Source organism: Sinimarinibacterium arenosum (assembly GCF_005047655.1).
Lineage (GTDB): Bacteria > Pseudomonadota > Gammaproteobacteria > Nevskiales > Nevskiaceae > Solimonas.
Map to the genome: position 1 here is coordinate 58,294 of NZ_SUKF01000009.1, position 18,342 is coordinate 76,635.

Consider the following 18,342-nt stretch of genomic DNA (forward strand, 5'->3'; position numbering starts at 1 on the left):
CGCGCTCGTGAACACCGACGTGGAGCGCATCGCCCGTATTCAGAAAGCGCTCTACCGTGCGGCGCAGGGCGGGCTGCAGGTGCTGTTGTTCAGCTGTCATGACGTGCTGTTTGATGCCCTTGGTGCGGATCGCGTAATCACGCTGGCGCCGCAGCGGCGGCGCAGTGCCGCGCCGTAGGGGAGGGCCACCGCGCTGGTGGGGCGGCCTGCCGGCGATACGGTGGACTGACTTCCCAGCATCCGGAGTCACGGCAGATGAATGCGCTTTCCACCCAGGCCGCCGTGCAGGTCTATCAGCTCGTTCAGATTCCGCTCAGCCGGCAAGTATCCATCAATGTGCCGGCCACTTCGCTTGAAGAGGTCCGCGCCTGGGCCATCGAGAACGTCGATACGACTACTCGCTGGATAGTCATGTTGGACGGCCGGAATCTCGGTAACGCGATTGTTGTCCGCCAGTACGCCTTTGATACCAGCACTGGCAAGGTCGTCGCCCGAACTTTCAACAGCACCGCACGACGCATTGGGCATTTTTCCACCCCCGAGGAGGCGCTTGCTGACTATCGCTCTCACCTCGCTGAGGCGTCCCAGCGGCTGGACGTCATCGAGCGGCGCTTTGCTGAATTGAAGAACGAACTGGCCTTTGATCTTGCCTATTCAATCGCCGGCGACACTCACGGTATCGATGAGGAATATCTCTTCATCAGCGTCAGTATTGGCGGCTATCAATACCGCCGGCAGATTTGATGTGTGTCGGGCCGCCGCTAACGATGGCGGGGCGGATGCCGGTCTGTAGGGTGGGGTCTCACTTGTTGTTCAATCTGGAGGGTCATCATGCAGTCACTGTCGTTCAATCGTTTCCGGTCCACTCTCTTGCGCTTGCTTTGCATGTCCGTCATGGCGGCTTTCCTGGCGGGCTGCAACGTCGCAAAAGTCGAGGAAGGCTGGGAGGGCGCCGTAATCGACAAGCCTTACTTTTTGGGACATGAAGGGATACGCCCGCAGCCCATCTCTACCGGGAGGCACGTTTTTTGGTGGACTACAGGTGTAGCCCAGTATGAGATGCGGCCGCAGATTCTCTCGGAACCATTCAAAGACCTGACTACGCAGGACCGCACGCCGGTGACATTCAACAGCTACATCACGGTTCGTATCAGGCAGGGCCAGACGCCGCTGTTGCACTCAAAGTTTGGCCCGAAGTGGTATGAGAACAACATCAAGGAGCCGTACCGCACGATGGTTCGCGACTTCGCTCGCGGGAAGAACCTATTCGAGCTCACAAACGACGTGACGGTCATTGCTGATGGCCAGGAGGCAATCAGTCAGCAACTGACGACATTGATCGCGAAGCTGGGAATTCCGGTTGATGTGCAGCAATGCGTCATCGGAGCGGTGCGGCCGCCGGATGAGGTCATCGCCGAAACCTCGCGCACGGCCGCGCAGGAGCAACGCAAGCAGACCGAAGACAAACGCGCGTCCGCCGAGATCAATCGCAAGGTTGCCGAGACCAACAAGGCCGATGCAGACCTGGCCTATGCCACCAATTTTGGAATGAACGCGGACCAGTACCTCAGATATCGACAGCTCGAAATCCAGAAGGAAATTGTCGAGGTCGTTAAAGGAAAGGACAACGTCCACGTCATCGTCAATGCCGGTGGTGCAACACCTGAGCCGATGTTCGGCGTAGGCAAGTAGCTGCACAGACGGCCAACCAGACACACAGCCGCTGGGGGTGGATGCGCGCTCCCAGCGGCTGTGTTGTCGGGAATAGGCACCGCCGCAGAATTTAATGTCTTATTGTGTCGCTCGCCCTCGCACGGGCGTGGAGAGTGCGACACCCCGTATTACTTTTTCGGCCGGCTGATCGACTGAATCGGTCCGGCGCGGTCAGCTTTCCCGTCTACTGTTCAGGACCTTGCTCGGTCTGACAGTGGTTTGTGGGGACATGGCAACTAATGCAGCGAGGAAGCGGGTCGCCTCGATAGCCGGCGCAGCTCTGGCCGCGGAGCATGGACGCGCTCGGCCGCCTGCACCGGGCGACCTACCCGAGGTGCTGATTGAAGGGCTGCCGCCTATACGGCTGCGACCCCTGCTGCTGCCGCTGGCGTTCGAGGATCTGACCACGCCCGTCACGAGTTTCGCGCCGCGCGCGATTCAACACGCCGTCGACACCCTCGCGGCCACAGCCCCGAATGACCCCCGCCTGCATCTGGGCGGTCGCCACTGCGTTCTGGCAGTGAAGGTCACCAAACTAGAATCCTTCGGATTGCCTGGCGCGTCCCAGGGCGTGCGCGGGCTGCTGTGCGATCGGCGGGGGCTCGCGCTCGCCTTCGAGACCAATGAGCCGGCCCCAGCGCTTGAACGCTATTTCGCCGCTCGGGCGGGTCGGACACTCGGCCTGCTGGGCTCATTGCGCAAGCAAGCCGGGCGCTGGGTGCTGTTCAACCCGGAACCCGTCGCCTCGCGGTGGGTCGGACGCGTTCGGCCGATCTACCCGATCCATTCCAAGACGATCGAGGCTCAGCTCGCGCGCGTGGAGGACATTGCGCCGGAATCCTACCTGGCGCAGGGGCGCGTTCAGAATGTCTACAGCGCCAACGTCGCAGCGCGTGAACGGTCCACGCTGACCCAGGGCGTCGCGATGATTCTGCAGGACGGACTGAAGTGCAAACAGAGCTTGCGCGCCGCGCTTGGTGCGGATGCCGCGAAACCGAAGGCCGCCCTTGAAGAACTCTTGCGGCGCATGCACGCCCCGGCCGACCTTCAACAAGCCTTCGAAGCCTCAGAGAGGATTGACTTGATCGGCGCTGTCGCGAGTCTGTCGGAAGGTATTGAGGCGGCATACAAGGAAGACCGTCGCATCCGGCGCTTGAAGCGCAAGCCGCGCGCCTGCGAGGCGCACGCTCGTGAGAACGACTATCGCGACTACGTTGATGAGCTGGCGCTCACACTTCCGTTCGCGCTCACCGGCGATCAGCGCAGGGCGAACCGGGAGTGCCTGCACTCGATCGACGCGGGACGCCCGATGCGACGGTTGCTGCTCGGCGATGTCGGCAGTGGAAAGACGGCGGTTTACGCGATGGTGGCGCGCGCGATGCTTCGAGCCGGCGGTCGCGTCGCTATCCTGATCCCCAACAGCAATCTTGCTCTTCAAGTGCATCGTCACCTTCTGAGCTGGATTCCAGAGTCGCCGGCCGAGTTTGTTTCCGGAAAGGCGCAACCCGAAAGCTCCGATGCGCCGCTGGTGGTTGGAACTACCTCCATCAGCGCCCAGTGCGGCGCGGTCTTCGACCTGGTGATTGTCGACGAGCAGCATCGGTTCAGCCGCAACCAGCGAGAAGCGCAGATGGCCGCGCGGGCCCATCTGCTGGAAGTCACCGCCACCCCAATCCCACGCACGCAGGCGCTTGCGCAGCTGGGAGTGCTCCAGGTCTCGACGCTTCACGGCTGCCCGGTCGAGAAACGCATCATCACGCGGGTCTGGCTCGAAGAGGACAAGTCACAGCTGTTCGCGGAGGTGGCCCGCACCGTCAAAGGCGGGCGCCAGGTCCTGGTGATCTATCCCGCGAAACACCACCCCGCGGCGTCAGAAGATGATGATGCCCCGGTGGACGCCGAAGAGCAGGCAGAAGCCGACTCGGCTGAGCGCCCCGACCAGGACATCCTCTATTCCGTGTGCCAGTTCTATGACACCTGGGAGAAAGCGTTTCCAGGGCGAGTTCGGATGGCACATGGCGGACAACTGCCCGAGCAGAACCAGCAAGCCCTACACGACATGGCGGCAGGGGAGGCCGACATTCTGATCTCGACAACCATCGTCGAAGTCGGAGTGGATCTCCCTGGTCTGGCTCGCGCGGTAGTGGTTCAGGCGCAGCGGTTCGGCGCCAGCACGTTGCATCAGATTCGTGGCCGTGTCGCACGGGCAGGGGGCCTCGGCTACTGCGATCTCTATGCGCCTGGAGCGGTGCGGCCGAAATCACTGGAGCGCCTGCAGGTGCTGGTGGACTGCAGTGACGGATTCGAGATCGCGCGGCGTGATCTCGCGATTCGCGGGGGTGGGGACGCGACGATCTTCGGGCACCGGCAGAAGGGCAAACGGGCCAACGTGCTTTTTCGTCATCGCACGATCTCAGACACGGTGCAGCAAGAGGCGTCCGAGCGGCTGCAGCTGGAGTGGTTTGGTCAGCGCGGATTCGACGACTGACTCCACGTGCGGGGCGCTTGTCCAGCAATACCGTCTAAGCGTTGGCCCGCTCACTGTTGAATTGGAGGCACCATGTACTTTGAACACACTGCGACCCCCTTGCGCCTGGCCCGCGCCCATTCGTCGCAGCCGTTGTGTCCAAGCTGCACTGCAAAGCTCACGGCGGCCGAGATTGCAGGCGATGACGGTAGTCACGTCTGTACCGAGTGCCGCAAGCACCCGGTGGGACGCCGCATCGTGGCTGAGACTCGCTCGCGCCGGGCCCCCGGCGCCGGGGCGTAGGGGTAGCCGGTGGGCATCGACAATGTCGGCAGTGCGTATTGCCGTCACTGCGGTGCGCGCTTGCGCCTGTTCACCATTTTCAATCGCGACATGCAGGGCTTGTGCAAAGCGTGGCGGAGTCGGCACGAGCGTGTATGCGCGCGGCGGACGCCCGCGGAACGGCGCAAATGGGCACGCAAATACGAAGGGAAGGACCACGACGAAAGCGCGCTCGTTGTCGACATGGAACATCCCGGGTTTCGCGATCTTGAGGTTCCGGCGCCCAATGACTCTGGAGGGCCCCAACGAACACATTCCGCGCATGCGCGCGACGATGGGAGGTAGCAATGGAGATGCACGACGAGATGATGTTGGACTACCCGCCGAGCCTCGCGGCGGCAAAGCAGTTGGGCGAGGTGCCGGCTGGCTTTGCGTTCTTTGAATTCGAGTGTCTGGGGGACCGCCCAGAAGAATTTACGGTTATGAAGGTTACGGGCGCGGTGTTTCGGGAAGCAAAGACCGGAAAAAACAAGGGGCGCAGGACTGTCGCCATTCCTGGCACAGAGCGCACGGTCTACGTCACTGCAGAGGCGATTCGTGATGCAACGCCGGCGGGGTATGGCGATGCCTTCCGCGCCAAGCTTGCAGCTGCCACGGAGTAAGGACGTGAATCACTCAGAGGGGACTGCGATCGAGTTCCGATTTGTTGAGTACAACGAAACTCGGGCGCTTCGGGATAAGGAAGCCGCGCGTGTTGTGGTTATCCAAAGAGGCGCGGAACACTGGCTCTGGATGAGCAAGGCCGATATTGAATCGAACATGAAGACGTTTGGGCGCCACCCTGAATTGGTGAAGGCTCACGCGGCATACAAGTTCTAACGATGGGTAGTGTCGAAGTCGTGAATCCATGAGCGAGAAGAAACCATGACCACCGTTGAAATCAAAGTGACGCGTGAACTGTTTCGTTTTCACAGTCAGCAAGAGTGGGTGAACAAAGCCCGTAGCTGGTATGCCAGCTGCGGGGTGCCCAAGGGGATGTACATCACTGTGGATGCCAACGGCCACATCATGCACCGTGGCCAGTGCTTCGAGGCAGCGACCGCCGCCAACGCGTACCCGGTCACGGTTTACGAGTTGGCGACGAACTGGGAGTACCGGCCTGACCCGGCTCCGGTCACAGCCAGCGCGGACGATGGCACCCACGACCCGCTGCAGGCCGCACACAGGCCGGGGATCGAGCCCCAACGCTCCGAACCGGGGGCGCTCGCCGTCGGGCCGGGTGTGCTGGTCGGGAGGGCAACTGGCTGGGCCTGGGCGCAGAACCACGATGCCAAAGAGTGGAGCGGCGACTTCAGCACGCGCGCGGAAGCCGTGGGCGAACTCTTGGCCGCGCATCCACTCGGCGGCTGGGTCTGCCAGACCCGAGACGTGACCGCAGATGACCAGTGTCCTGCCGGAGAGGATTGGACGTTCGTGTGTGTGCCTGGCACGGCGGAGTTCGTGAGCCGGTAAGCGTTTGCCGAGAAGCAAGGCTCGCACAGAACTCGGTTCCGGACAGGGTCCGTGTCTGTCGGGGACCACCGTTGCGGGGCCCCCATGCGCCCGTAGGGTGAAGTCTCATCCCGCAGGAAGCTGCTATGTCCACCTGGTACACCCCGATGACCACCCGCACCAGCGCGGGCCAGCGAGTTCCCAAAGCTGGAGGTCTGTCAGAGCTGGCCGCGCGGCGCGTTGCGCACCAGGGACAATTCTTCACCCCGACGGACGTTGCTGCGGTCATGTGGGAATTGGCTCTGACTGCCTTCGGGGATGAGGCCAATACCGGTCTGCACATCCTCGACAACAGCGTCGGCTCGGGCCGATTGCTGCAGTTCGCGCGCGCTCAGGATTCGGTGTATGGCTGCGACATCGACGCCGACACGCTGCGCGCCCTCGGCGATGCCATGGAGGCCGGCGGCGTCAAGCACGATCTCCTCGCTGTCGGCATGGAGAACGTGGCGGCCGAGGGCATGGATGTCGCGCTGATCAACCCGCCATTCAGTCTGCACCTTGAGAGCCCCCGGCTCACCGCCTATCCCTGCTGCGCTTACGGCAAGTTCGGACCTTCAACAGCGGCGCTGTCTCATTGGTACTCGCTCTATCAGGCCATGGCCGCCTCGCGTGCGGTGATCGCCCTACTGCCGTCGAGCGTTGTCGACCAGCTCAACGAGCATCCGGAGATCGAGCGGGCGCTACACGCGGTTGTCCGCCTGCCGGTGAGCACTTTTGTGAACGAAGGCGCAGAAGTATCGACGGTACTCCTCGCGCTTGGGGCGCCGCGCCCTCAGGGCAGATCCGTGCGTATCGGCACTCTGGATGAGGCGCGCGCGCAGACTGCCGCATTCGCTCCGGCGCCGCTCCCGGAAGGCATGCGCCCGCCGACGCGGTTCGCATCGCTCAGCGTCCGTACTGGGGCGCCCACAATCACCGGGCCCGTCACCGGCGATGACCGCGTGCGCATCTATCGCTCCGGCCGCAACATCAAGTTCCGCTTCGCGTGCGCGTTCACGCATGCGCGAGTCATCAACGCCGTGCTTGAAAGTCCGCTCGGCTTCCGCAACCACCTCCAGAATCGTTACCCCGCAGGCATCGAATACCGGGGCTCAGCTCGCTTGCTGACCGAGGTACTGCTGTGCGGTACCACGCCCACTGAATACCTGGATCGTCTGTGCGCCATCATTCGCGCGGTGGACGGCATCCCCGAGCCCGATCGCGACCTGCTCGGATACCTGGCCCGCCGCTGGCGTGCGGTGCAGGTGGAAAGGACTCCGTTGCAGCGCACCATCTACGATCCGGACGGCGAGCATAGCCGCGCGTCGCTTGATGGCGCCTGCGTCACGGTCGTCAAAACGCACCTGTGCGACCCGGCGTCGTTCTCCTCGCCGCTCGCGCGTGCCGGTCAGGATGTGACGCTTGTTCGTGTCTCGGACTGCGAGCTCGAGCGCTATCGCTATTCGCTGGCGCCGAACATGCCGCCCCTGTCTGTGGACCAGCTCCGCGAGTTGGTGCAGCTGCCCGCAATCTCTTCGGGGGCGGAGTGGGTTCAGATCGAAGCCGGGCGCGCGGCTGCGTTCCCCGAACGCGCCGCGGCCATCGATCGCCGACTGTCTCAGGCCGGCGCCGATCCCTGGCTCGGTGGCTGGAAGTTCCAGCGTGATGATGTGATCGAACTGTGCATGACGCGCGGGGCAATCGCAGGACACCTGATGGCCCTCGGCAAGTCGCGTATCGCAGCCGGCTGCTGCCTGGCCGGCGGGCAGCACAACGCCATCGTTGTTGAGGCCGGACTCGTCCCGGAGATGCTTGCGCAGTTCAAAGAGTTCGGGCTGCCGAGCGATCAGTACAAGGTGATTCGCAAACTCGGGGACCTGGAGGATCTGCGTCGCATCAATCTGATTTCGTATAACACGCTGCGCAAACCCATTGGCAAAGGCTCGCGGGTCACTTTTGCAGCGCGACTGCGCCGTCGGTTCCACACCGTCTGCGCCGACGAAGGCTCGGTGCTGTCGCACACCGACACGGCGCAAACGCAGGCGCTACACCGGCTCTCAGCTACGCGCCGCATTGCCCTGGACGGCACCCCGATCGCGAGCTATCCGCGCAACGTTCTGCCGATGGTGTGCTGGGCCAGCCGCGAAGGCACGGCCTCACAGCCCTACGGCATGCGCAGCGCCTACATCACCGGCGAGCTGTTCTCATCGGCGTATAGCGCGGAACGCGGCATTGACCGCTTCCGGGAACAGTTCGTGGTCACCGAATGGGTCACGCATCAGTTCGAGGATGACCTGCAGTCGGGCGGAAAGCGTGAGATTCCGAGCCTTGCCAATCTGGACCTCTACCGCCAGTTCATCGGTCGGCACATTCTGCGCCGCGTATGGGGCGAACCCGCTGTCGAGGCCCACGTCAGCATGCCGAAGCCGGAGTGCTCGACCGTCGAGGTGGCGTGGGATTCGGATCACCTGGAGACGTATGTCGCCACGGCGGAAGACTTCGTGGATTGGTGGAAGGCTCAGCGCCCAGACGTCCCCGGGCAGAAACTGAATCTTGTGTCGGTTCTGCTGCGCCTCGGTGCAGCCTGTCGGGCCGCCAGCATCCCGCAAGACCTCAAGGGCCCGCATGCGTGGACGGGTGGGCTGACGTCGAAGCAGCGGTGGTGCGTCGACACCCTGGAGAATCTGCACGCCGATGGCGGCACCGTGCTGTGCTTTTTCGAGAGCCCGCTCTGCGCTGCCCTGGTGGGTAGTGCGCTGCGCGCGCGGGGGGTCGATGCGCTGGAATTCACGGGGCTATCGAGCCCTACCCAACGAACGACGGCGCTGGACACAGACTTCCGCACCGGAAAGACCCGAATCATCCTGATGACCTTCGGCGTCGGTGCGCGCGGTCTCAACCTTCCCCAGGCGAGTCATGTTGTCTTCTACGACCGCATGTGGACACCTCGACAAGAAGAACAAGCGATGTACCGCGCCCTGCGTGTCGGGCGCAAAGGCGTGTTGAAGGTGATTTATGCACACCTCACCGGCAGCGTCGACCTCTACAAGGCACAAATGGTCGCCTTCAAGCAGGACACTTCGAATGCCGGGCTGGACTTCGCTACGCCTGAGTTCTCGCCGTCCGACTTCGAGCACTGGATGACGATTCTGGACAACTTCTGCCAGTCGATCGGCAAAGCTCGGATCGAGTTGCGGCGGGCGCGGAACGATGCGGGCGCGGGGCGCCTGCTCGCGGCATAGGGTTGGCAGACCACATAGTCGGGAACCCAGGTTGCCATGTTTGCAAAAGAAGACTGCCTTGATGCCGTCGTTCACATCGTCGACGAGCACTGCACGATTTACCCGCGGCGACGTGCCGCTCCGATCGTCACCCGCGTGCTGGGGCGGCGCGTAGCCGACGGCGTAGAGTCGATCTATCTGGATCGCATGGTGCATGAGCCGCATCACACCCACGTGGCCGACTACCGCGTGAGCGGTGCTGTCACGACGATTCTGCAACGTCCTTATGGCCTCGCGCTGACTCCGGCACCCGCCGGCGCCTGCCCCCAAGAACTGAGCGGTACCGATGCCGAAGCCGAAGCTTGACTCAACGCCTGGTGGGCGACTGTTGACCTTCGGCGGCCTGAGCTTGACCCTTGCTGAGTGGGCAAAGCGAATGGATCTCGCAGAGGGGACGCTACGCAATCGCATCAACAAGATGGGGCAGGACCTTGCCCTGAGCACACCGAAGCGCAGCCTCAGTGAGGCGGGGCGCAAGGGCGGGGCCAAGTGGCGCGCACAGTCTCGGTCGCCTTGGCCTGCGTCCAACGACGGATAGGCGGGTTATGTCGCAGCCCGCCGTCTATTCCAGTGCAACTGGAGGGCATCGAAGCCGCGATGAAAGCTCCACGGCTCTCTCGGAGCCAGGCGGGCGCACGGGGCGCCTTTTCCGGGCGACGCACGCGCTGGGTCTGACGGCCCGTTGCGGGGCGCGTCCCCTCGGATACGGTGGACCTCATTAACCGGGGATGGACATGAGCGCGTCGCCAGACATCGTCAGGGCCACAAACTTCATTGAGTTGCGTCGCTCGGTGGCGGGGCAGTCGATACACACGATCGTGATGGAAGTTCGCGAGACCCTGCGGGATGGATTTGTGCTGCTCAGTATGAGCACGGGGGGGCGAGCGTTGCCGGATAGCGGTGCGCCTAGCGTTTGGGAGCCCGCCCGAGGGAGCTACAGCGCTTGCGTTTCTCGGGCGTTGGCGATATTGGACGCGTTACATCTGCGCGGATTCGCGCGCCTGGCGCCGCGGGTGCTGGAAACATCGCCGATCGACGGGGCGCGCTTCGTGTCCTTCGAGGAAATGCAGGCCGCGCGGCATGAGCCCATTCGCGCATGGGAGCGAAATGCGCTGTTTGGCTGAGTCTGGCGATTTGTCTTTCCCGCCTGCTCGGGGTATTTGTTGGTCTGGTTTTGTGAACCCCGCTCCCGAGGGGACATATCGGAGGCCCAGCCGTTTGGTGGCTAACCTGCGGCAGACAGTGAGGGTGCCTATTCCGTTCGCGCCACTTCGGTGAGCGCGGAGGCGAATCTCCAAACGCCCAGGGCTGACCGGTGGTTCCGACTGATCCGGACAGTTGGCAGACGGCCCCATCTCGTATGGGGCTTTTTGCCTTTGTGCTGTCGATCGGCACCATACTCGCGGGGCCCTGCCTGGAGCGTAGGGTGTCGCCCCGGACCCTCCATCAAGGACACTACATGCGCGCTCTCAGCGTCGTCGTACTCTTTCTGCTCGCTGCCTGCGCGCCGACACAGGCGCCCGAGAGTGAGCGCGCGCGCACGCAGCAGGTAACGCCCGGCAATGTCCGCATCGGCGCCTTCAACATGCAGAATTTCGGCCCCACAAAAAGTGGGAACCCGACGACCGTGAATTACTTCGCCAAAGTTGTTCTCGAGTACGACGCCTTGGTGCTCCAGGAGATCGAGGATGCGTCGGGCGACGCGCCCGCGGTATTGCTCCACGAGGTCAATCGCATCTCCTCGCATCGTTATGAGCTGTCCCTGTCACCACGCCTGGGGCGCACCTCGGCGAAGGAGCAGTACGCCCTGATTTACCGCCCGGATCGCCTCTCGCTGCTGGCGGGGCAGTTGATCGCTGATCCCGAAGATGAGTTCGAGCGTGACCCGTTCGCGTTCACGATCCAGCATGACGGAATGAGCTACGGACTGATCGCCTTGCACGCAAAGCCCGATGACGCGGTGCGCGAGATCGATCAAGTCGCATTTGCGTACGACGCCTTTCGCAACGCGACCGGCATCGACAGCGTGATGATTGTGGGAGATCTGAACGCCGATTGCAGTTACGCCAGCGACGCAGAGTTGCAGGCTACAGCGCTGTGCTCCGACACGCGGTTCAGTTGGCTGATCCCGGACGGCGCCGATACCACCACCGGCACCACCGACTGCGCCTATGACCGCCTGGTCGTACGGGGGCCGATGGCCATGCGGCTGCTCGCGCCGGCGGTCTACCGCTTCGACCAGCACCTCGGCATCAGCGGGGGTTCGCTGTCGGATCACTACCCCGTTGAGGTCGAGCTTGGCTCGTCGGGTGGCGACTACTCGGGTTTCACCTGCGCGCCGCAAGCGGGTATGGCCGAGAGTCCGTATGAGCAACGCTCGCTGGGCCGGAACAGTTTCGCATCCACAAGCGGGTCGGGAGGCTCCAGTAGCGGCGGGTCTGGCGGCACCGCGTGCTGCCGCACCTGTTCGACGGGCAAGGCGTGTGGGGACTCGTGCATCTCGCGCGACAGCACCTGCCATGTTGCGCCCGGGTGCGCGTGCAACGCTGGAGGGTAGGTGCGCGGCCTCAGGCCGCTGGCGGTGTCTAGGAGATACACCTTGCGGGGCGCGCTGCGTCCCGATTGGGTGGTGTCACTTGCCCGGCGAGACTGATCATGTCCGAACAGCGCACCCCTAAACTGCTCGTCATCGACGCCTTGAATGTTGTGCGTCGATGTCATGCGGCAAACCCCGCAGAGAGCGCGATCGTCCGCGCGCAGGACTCCGTGCGGTCCTCCATCGGGTCGATGCGGCGAGCGCTCAATGAGCATGCCCCGACCCACGCGGTCGCAGTGTTCGACCAGGAAGGGCCCACGTGGCGCCACGCCCTCTACCCTGGGTACAAGGCGAGCAGGAAACCGATGCCCCCGCAGTTGCGTGCGGAGCTTCCGGGACTTCGCGAGCAACTGGAATCCCAACTCCGGCTGCGGTCTGTCAGCCTTCCCGAGGTTGAAGCGGACGACGTGATTGCGTCGATCGTCCAACGCTGGTGCGCGCGTGACCATGGGGACGTCGTTGTGCTTTCGACCGACAAGGACCTCTGCCAACTGACTACGCACGGCGCTGTCGTCCGGGATCACTTCAAGCCGGAATGGCGCGACGCTGCCTGGGTCCAAGAGCGCTACGGCGTCGAACCGCCGCAGCTGGGTGACTTGCTCGCGCTCGCCGGTGATGGCTCGGATGACATCCCCGGTGTTCCGGGTGTGGGGGAGACCATCGCGGCTCGACTACTCGGCCAGTTTCATACGCTCGATGGTGTGCTCGAAGCCGCGTCGACACTCCCTGGAAAACTCGGGGAGCGACTACGGGAACATGCGCAGAGCGCTCGGCTGTCCCGTGAACTGGTCAGCTTCCGTATTGGCCCTGTCGGCGTCTGTTGGTCCGACCTGCGTTGCGCTGCTACCGCGTAGCGCGGTCAGGGTGAATCCGCCGGGGCAGGGCATCGTGGGCGTTCTCACCCATCTCGCTGCTCGTATCACGAGCGTCCAAACCGATGGTTGAAGTATTCGTCGCTCATCGTCAGCAGCAAGATGAACTCCACGAATGCAACGATCGAGGGGATGAAGGTCCAACAGAACAGCAGGTAGATTACGCCCCAACCGACCTGGCCCAAGTAGAACTTATGGACCCCGAGTCCGCCGAGAAAGAACGCCAGGATCGCGGCTGACACACGGCTCTTGCCGTTCGGCGTCGTTGCGCCGAGGCTGATTGATGCCGGAGGAGCCATCTGCCGCACCCCGCATTTCGGGCAGATTTCCGCCCGCGAACTAATCACCGCCGCGCATTCCGAGCAGAACTTCTCGTCGGGCCCCTTTGCTGGTGCGTCAGTCATTGCTGCCTCCCATGTGTGCCGGCACCGACCGACGCGCACTGCTCTCCAGCAATGCAACTCCCGGCCTGTGATGTTTGGTTGTCACTATCGAGCGTATAGACGCGACTGACAACCAGATTGCCAGCGTCGGATTCCGACATGACACATCGCGCTCCGAATGGCACGCCTGCCGGGGAGGCTCCAGTCTCCTCGCACTATCTTCCGGCGGGCGGGGCCGCTGTGCATGGGTACGGTGGAGTCACTGATCCACGAATGGAAGAGCTTGATGACCCTCCTTGTCGAAAGCCGCGAGAACTTTGTCGTCGCGTCAAACGTGCTCTATTTTCTGATCGAACGTCAGAGCGGTGAGCTATCGCGCGCTTTGATGGAGCTCGTGACCAACAGTATCGACGGAGGTGCGACACGCGTTGACGTGCTGCTGCCGCGCTCGGGCACCGGCTTCGAGGTCATCGACAATGGCGCCGGATTCAAGGACGCGGAGGAAGTGCGGGCTTATTACAAGCACTTCGCATTTGTCCACACCGGAGACCAGTACGCAAAGAGACGCCAATTCGGCTTCTTCGGTGTCGGACGCGGGCAAATCTGGCAGTGGGCAAGCACTCGCTATATCACCAACCACATGGAAATCGACACTGACGTCAAGGTTTCCGGTCTCGACTTTACGCTGCGTGAATATTCCACAGTGCTACACGCCGGCTGCCGTATCGTTGGCACTTTCTATGAACCGCAAACACCCCTGAGCCTGCAAGCTACTGTGCGCGAACTGGGAAAGTGGGCGCGCTTCATTGAGTGCCCCATCTACGTCAACGGTGAGTTGGTCACGCAGTCACGATCCGATATCGCGTGGTCACAGGAAGACGAGGTCGCCCACTATCAGTTCAACAGCGACGCCAGTCTTCTGGTCTACAACATGGGCATGTTCGTGTGCGCGCTGCCTGCCGGGAAGTTCGGCACCGGCGGTGTGATTCTGTCGAAGGTGCCGCTCGCCCTCGACATGGGCCGTACCCAGCCTCAGGCTGCTGTCTGTCCCGTGTGGCGGACAATACAGTCCCGGGTGCGCGCCCTTCATCGCAGCGCGGCGTTTTCATCGAAATCGCTCAGCGATGCGCAGCGCACCGCGATCATCAACGGGTTGTTGGCCGGCGAGCTCACATTGGCCGAAGTGTGGGACAAGCCTTTGTTCGTCACCATTAAAGGCCGTGGTTTGACGGTCGACTCTCTGGTAAGCGGTCAGCGCTTTACCATTGCTAACAATGATCACAGGGTCCTCGCCGATATTCTCCACGGCAAGGACGGACTTACCGTGTTGGCGGACAAGACCGTAGAGCAGTGGGGCCTGCGTCGATCGGTTGCCGCCAATGAGCCTGCCGGCGCGCTCAAGAAGATCCTTCTATCACTGGCTTCTCCGCTCGTGGACAGCCCCCTCTCTGGCCGCGTGTCTCGCTTGAGGGCCGAGTCGTTTGCTGAATTGAAGGACACGTACACGGGCGATCAGCGCGCGCTGACCGAGGAAGAAACCTCTCCCGCAGCGCGACTGGTGCTGGCGGCCGTTGAACGCTGCCTCAACTCCCCACCGGGCGCCCCGACCGAGCGCTTGCGACGCTTGGTCCCCGGAGTCTCGAAAACTGCCGCAGCGTGGACCGACGGCCATAGCACCATTTTCCTGACGGACACGATTCTGGAGCGCGCGTGGCGCGGCGAGTGGGGACTGCGCGAACTGTATCGAATCCTTGTTCATGAGTACGGGCACACCACCTCAAGTGAATCCGAGCACGTTCACGGCCCCGAGTTCTATCAGGCGTTTCATGATTTCATGATTCACAACGCTCAATCCGAAATTCATTTCGTCAGACGGTGGTGCCGCGTGTGCTGCGATCTGGCTGGGACGAAACGCTTTGCTCGGCTGCGACCGCCGAAGTGGGTTTCGGAGTTTCGCGGCGTGCCTGTCGACGACACGACTGACACCGAGTCCGCCACCACGCCCGCCTGCGACGCCTGACACCCCCTATTCACGAGGACATGCAATGACAACAGTGCGCTCGACTGAGCCGACAACACCGACACCCGGCACGGGATTCATGGAGGAAGGCCGCTTCGTTGTGGCCTCCACCAGCCATCTCACCCGTGCTGACAACAACGTACTGACGAGCTTGGCTGAGGTTCCGCGTCACGCGCCGGTCCTGATCAGCGCCACCGGCTTCGGGTTTGTCGTCGGGCTCCATGGTCTGGATCCGATCGTCGACACCGACGCTGTCCGCACATCGTTGCGCGAGCACGGGCTTTCGGAAAGCTTTCTTTCGCTGTGGGCCGACCTCGGCGCACGTGGCTTCTCGCTGTTGCAGCTGGATTGCGACGGTGCGCCGCTTCCGGGGTTTCCGACCTTCGCGTGGTAGTGCGGAGCACGCCGCCGACAGTAGGGTGAGCTCATGGGTGCTGCCGCACCGATCGCCAGAGAGTCAGTGTCATGCCGAGGATCAAGTTGTTCGTAGACACCGGGTTCGCCGAATGCAGTCACACGGATATCCTTGAGGTCGATGATGCCGACTGGGAGGCAATGAGCCCGGAGGAGCGCGACGCGTTCCTGGCGGAGGAGGCGCGCGAATTTATGGGCAACCACATCGACTATGGCGCATACGTCATGGACGATGCCGATGCTGCCTCCGGCGAGTCGGAGTAGCGCCATGTGCTCCCCGATCCGCAAGGCAATCGAAGCTGCGGCGTCTGGTCTGCCGCCTGGCACGCGCTATGCCGGGATCGGTTCACGTGACACACCGGAGCCGGTGCTGCGACTGATGGGCCGCATCGCCAGCCTGCTTGCGGAGCGCGAGTTCGTCCTCCGCTCTGGAGCGGCGCGGGGCGCTGATTCGGCGTTCGAAGTCGGGGCCGGAAACTCGAAGGAAATCTTTCTTCCGTTCGAGCGATATAACGGGCATCCGTCGCCATTGTTCCAGTCGCACCCCGAAGCTGAGTATTTCGCCGGCCGCCATCACCCGGCGTGGGATCGGCTCGATGCTCGCACTCGCCAGTTCATGGTACGCAATGCCCAGATCATTCTCGGCCAGGACACACTGACGCCGGTGGCGTTCGTGGTGTGCTGGACCGCTGACGGTGCCAATGGCACTTCAATTCCCACCACGCGCGACACCGGCGGCACCGGTCACGCGATTCGCGTCGCAACCGAGTTTGGTATCCCCGTTGTCAATCTGCGCGCCTTCGACGGCGGCGTCGATGGGTGTCCTGCGTCCAAAAAGTAGAATCGCGTTGCTCGTTCATCCTGATATCGATCCCGTCGCCATCCATCTCGGCCCGCTGGCCGTGCGCTATTCCTGCGGCCGTCGCGGGGCGCGGTAGATTTGGACACGGTAGAGACATCCACTCGCCGGAGTTCCGCATGTCTCAGTGCCCCGCATTTCATTTCCGCTCCTCGTTCATGGGCGAAAGCGATTACGACGTCACTGATGGATTCGAACAGTATCGCGTCCATTGGCGTCATCACGCGCCCGACTATTCCCCGCACGGTCTGACGATCAGCCGTGAGCAATACGAGATCGATGTCGTGCGGATGGTTGGCACCCTCCACCGCGGTGGCGGTGCGCCGATCGAACAGCGCGTCGTGGACGCTTTCAACGCGATGCTCGCCGAGCGTCACCAGGCCTTCGTCCGAGAGATGCCGGACGCTCCGGCCCCGCAGACGATGATGGATGCACCCGCGCTGGTGGTCGGTGCTCGATGGGATTCGTCACTGCACCGGATGGTGCGCTACGACGAAAACCCGGCTGCCCGCCAGGCCGCGTGAGAGGCAGGCGCCACCGTCTATAGATCACACACTGTGGGGGTCTGACTATGCACGGCGGCGCTGATAGAGAACCTGACGCACATCTTCGCGACGCTGCTTACGTTCGCAACCGGGTGCTCCAGGCGGTGGCCCACTGGATCGGCGTAGCGAATGCACACGGGGGCTCACACGGCCGTGCTCCCGTGCCGCTGCCCGCGACCCGTTTCGATCTACTCGGTGCAAAAGCCGGCACTGCGCATTCCCCGCGTCACGGGGCTGCGTTCATTCGTATCAACATGGATCTGCTCACCCGTTATCCGCGCGCGACGATTCAAGAGACTGTGCCGCACGAGGTTGCCCACATCGTGCAGCGCGCGTGGTGGAAGCAGACCAAGCCTCACGGCAAAGAGTGGGCAGCGGTGATGCAGATGTTTGGGAAGCAACCGTCGCGGACGCACTCCTTGCAGGTGCAGTATGCCGGCGGCACGTTCGTTTACCGCTGCGCGTGTCGCGATATCCGCGTCAGCTCTCGACGCCATCGCACCATTCAGAGCCGGCCAGCCGCCTTTCGTTGTCGCCGGTGCTCTGCCGGAGTTCAGTTTGTCGGACCGGCGTAGCGCTCGGAGCGGCAACCCGAAGGGTTCTTGAACTGCGCAACGCCGAAAGGCGGACGTTTCTCGGCGGCCGGTGCGGACGCGTATCCGCGGCTTGTGAAGTCACTTCCGCGATAGCGGGGCGCGTTCTTCACCCGTCTAGTAGTGAATGTCCACAACAGGAGAGTAACCATGCTTCGCACCGTTTTGATTGTTCTCGCCACCGTCTTCGCGCCGATGGCCATCGCCAGCAACTTCAACGCAACTCTGATCGTCGGAGATCGGACGTTCTCGCAGAGCGACTGGGAGCCGGTCGATCGCGCCACGATGGTCGGCGTGTTCAGTGATGTGCGCCCGTATGAGGCCGTGCCGCTGTATGTCTCGGGTGGCATTCAGGTGTCGACGGGCAACGGCCGGGAGTGCTACGACAACTGTAGCTCGTCGGGAGGTCAGATCACTTCGCGACGCACGCGGCTGGAACTCTCCGAGGTAGTGCTGGGCTTCAAGCTGATGCCGCGCGTCGGCGACCTCTCGCTGTACCTCGGCGCGGGCGCGTCCTACATCGAGGCGGACGTGCAGGTGAGTGACGGTTACGGCCGTGCGAGCGATCAGGACGGCGGCTATGGCTTCTATGGGCAGGCCGGATTGATCTGGCACTGGGGTCCCTGGCACCTCGGCCTGGAAGCGCGCGAGGTTGTCGGAAGTAAGGTTGCCCCGTTCGGCATGGACTCCGATGTTGACGGCCTGACCCTCGGCGTTCTCGCAGGCATGGACTGGGGCGCTGCGCAGTAGCGGGGCAGCGCCCTTTGCATACGGTTTGATCTGCGCC

20 protein-coding genes are annotated in these 18,342 nt (G+C 63.0%); 19 read left to right on the top strand and 1 reads right to left on the bottom strand.

Annotation, left to right across the window (positions count from 1 at the left end):
• The first annotated feature begins 7 nt into the window (after positions 1–7).
• The 12 genes from E4T66_RS21435 (at position 8) to E4T66_RS17555 (ending at position 12,723) form a co-directional block, all read left to right on the top strand.
• Positions 8–178, top strand: coding sequence for a hypothetical protein (locus tag E4T66_RS21435; RefSeq protein WP_169577689.1), 171 nt, complete (start codon positions 8–10; stop codon positions 176–178).
• Positions 179–255: 77 nt separating this feature from the next.
• The gene (locus tag E4T66_RS17500; RefSeq protein ID WP_136850669.1) at positions 256–744 is read left to right on the top strand and encodes a hypothetical protein; all 489 of its coding nucleotides are present in this window, start codon (positions 256–258) and stop codon (positions 742–744) included.
• 87 nt (positions 745–831) lie between these two features.
• Positions 832–1,692: an SPFH domain-containing protein gene (locus E4T66_RS17505; protein WP_136850671.1), complete on the top strand. Its 861-nt coding sequence runs from the start codon at positions 832–834 to the stop codon at positions 1,690–1,692.
• Between the two features lie 220 nt (positions 1,693–1,912).
• On the top strand, positions 1,913–4,201 hold the full coding sequence (locus tag E4T66_RS17510; RefSeq protein ID WP_211243006.1) for a DEAD/DEAH box helicase family protein: 2,289 nt from the start codon (positions 1,913–1,915) through the stop codon (positions 4,199–4,201).
• Positions 4,202–4,809: 608 nt separating this feature from the next.
• A complete protein-coding gene (locus E4T66_RS17520) occupies positions 4,810–5,124 on the top strand; it encodes a hypothetical protein (RefSeq protein WP_136850675.1) in 315 nt (104 codons plus the stop codon).
• Positions 5,125–5,128: 4 nt separating this feature from the next.
• Entirely contained in the window at positions 5,129–5,341 is a 213-nt protein-coding gene (locus E4T66_RS17525) for a hypothetical protein (RefSeq protein ID WP_136850677.1), read from the top strand.
• A gap of 45 nt (positions 5,342–5,386) precedes the next feature.
• Positions 5,387–5,974: a hypothetical protein gene (locus tag E4T66_RS17530; protein WP_136850679.1), complete on the top strand. Its 588-nt coding sequence runs from the start codon at positions 5,387–5,389 to the stop codon at positions 5,972–5,974.
• Between the two features lie 125 nt (positions 5,975–6,099).
• Positions 6,100–9,234, top strand: coding sequence for a helicase-related protein (locus tag E4T66_RS17535; RefSeq protein ID WP_136850681.1), 3,135 nt, complete (start codon positions 6,100–6,102; stop codon positions 9,232–9,234).
• A 36-nt stretch (positions 9,235–9,270) separates the two neighbouring features.
• On the top strand, positions 9,271–9,579 hold the full coding sequence (locus tag E4T66_RS17540; protein WP_136850683.1) for a hypothetical protein: 309 nt from the start codon (positions 9,271–9,273) through the stop codon (positions 9,577–9,579).
• Between the two features lie 428 nt (positions 9,580–10,007).
• Complete coding sequence (locus E4T66_RS17545; RefSeq protein WP_136850685.1) at positions 10,008–10,397, top strand: hypothetical protein; 390 nt, start codon at positions 10,008–10,010, stop codon at positions 10,395–10,397.
• Positions 10,398–10,588: 191 nt separating this feature from the next.
• Positions 10,589–11,830, top strand: a complete 1,242-nt coding sequence (locus tag E4T66_RS17550) for an endonuclease/exonuclease/phosphatase family protein (protein ID WP_211243007.1) — start codon at positions 10,589–10,591, stop codon at positions 11,828–11,830.
• Positions 11,831–11,928: 98 nt separating this feature from the next.
• The gene (locus tag E4T66_RS17555; protein WP_136850687.1) at positions 11,929–12,723 is read left to right on the top strand and encodes a 5'-3' exonuclease H3TH domain-containing protein; all 795 of its coding nucleotides are present in this window, start codon (positions 11,929–11,931) and stop codon (positions 12,721–12,723) included.
• A 65-nt stretch (positions 12,724–12,788) separates the two neighbouring features.
• Here E4T66_RS17555 and E4T66_RS17560 read toward each other — a convergent pair whose 3' ends face one another.
• Entirely contained in the window at positions 12,789–13,145 is a 357-nt protein-coding gene (locus tag E4T66_RS17560; protein ID WP_136850688.1) for an NINE protein, read from the bottom strand.
• 223 nt (positions 13,146–13,368) lie between these two features.
• On the opposite strand from E4T66_RS17560, the gene E4T66_RS17565 reads away from it, so the two are divergent.
• The 7 genes from E4T66_RS17565 to E4T66_RS17595 all read left to right on the top strand — a co-directional run bounded on the left by E4T66_RS17565 (position 13,369) and on the right by E4T66_RS17595 (position 18,305).
• On the top strand, positions 13,369–15,144 hold the full coding sequence (locus tag E4T66_RS17565) for an ATP-binding protein (protein ID WP_169577691.1): 1,776 nt from the start codon (positions 13,369–13,371) through the stop codon (positions 15,142–15,144).
• Positions 15,145–15,169: 25 nt separating this feature from the next.
• On the top strand, positions 15,170–15,538 hold the full coding sequence (locus E4T66_RS17570) for a DUF5983 family protein (RefSeq protein ID WP_136850692.1): 369 nt from the start codon (positions 15,170–15,172) through the stop codon (positions 15,536–15,538).
• Between the two features lie 71 nt (positions 15,539–15,609).
• Complete coding sequence (locus tag E4T66_RS17575; protein ID WP_136850694.1) at positions 15,610–15,822, top strand: DUF7167 family protein; 213 nt, start codon at positions 15,610–15,612, stop codon at positions 15,820–15,822.
• Between the two features lie 4 nt (positions 15,823–15,826).
• Positions 15,827–16,399 (top strand): hypothetical protein, encoded by a 573-nt coding sequence (locus E4T66_RS17580; protein ID WP_211243008.1) that lies wholly within the window; start codon positions 15,827–15,829, stop codon positions 16,397–16,399.
• Positions 16,400–16,536: 137 nt separating this feature from the next.
• Positions 16,537–16,941 carry a hypothetical protein gene (locus tag E4T66_RS17585; protein ID WP_136850696.1) on the top strand — a complete coding sequence of 135 codons (405 nt, stop codon included), beginning with the start codon at positions 16,537–16,539 and terminating at the stop codon, positions 16,939–16,941.
• Between the two features lie 47 nt (positions 16,942–16,988).
• Positions 16,989–17,537 (top strand): SprT family zinc-dependent metalloprotease, encoded by a 549-nt coding sequence (locus E4T66_RS17590; RefSeq protein WP_136850698.1) that lies wholly within the window; start codon positions 16,989–16,991, stop codon positions 17,535–17,537.
• A gap of 168 nt (positions 17,538–17,705) precedes the next feature.
• Entirely contained in the window at positions 17,706–18,305 is a 600-nt protein-coding gene (locus tag E4T66_RS17595) for a hypothetical protein (protein WP_136850702.1), read from the top strand.
• Positions 18,306–18,342 lie beyond the last annotated feature (37 nt).